The 422-nt window shown below is 35.1% G+C and carries 1 protein-coding gene; it reads left to right on the top strand.

What is annotated here, in order from left to right:
* Positions 1–218 precede the first annotated feature (218 nt).
* The coding region (locus DMC01_RS12820) for a hypothetical protein (protein ID WP_142694548.1) at positions 219–422 on the top strand (204 nt) is incomplete at its 3' end.

Genomic DNA, 422 nt, shown 5'->3' with positions numbered 1-422 from the left:
CAAAAAGAACTTCGCACTTTACAAAGAGCAGAATTTCATTTTCTACGACATCGAGGCGAAAACAGCTGATGAAAGACTGCACCGCACAAAAGAAGAAGAACAAACACTAGAAAGGGGTATAGCCAAAGCTATTTTAGACAAACATAAACACTCCAAAGTAGCCTAAACGCAAAGTTTAGGTTATAATCTCACTCTTAAATTATCTTAAAGGATTAACAATGCTATACATAAGGAATGGTGTAATATATCTATGCCTAAAAAATGCCGATAAAAGACTTCGTTTTAGCACAGGGCTAAAAGATAGCCCACAAGCAAGAAACTTCATAGAGCAAAATTCAAGGCTTTTTGTAGAAAACAAGCCCAAAGCCTTACAAGAATTTTACGCTTTGAAAAATGCGAATTTTACCCTAGATTTTAAAGAC

This window comes from Campylobacter troglodytis (genome assembly GCF_006864425.1).
In the GTDB taxonomy this organism is placed as follows: Bacteria; Campylobacterota; Campylobacteria; order Campylobacterales; family Campylobacteraceae; genus Campylobacter_D; species Campylobacter_D troglodytis.
This window is presented reverse-complemented; position numbering and strand designations above follow the sequence as displayed.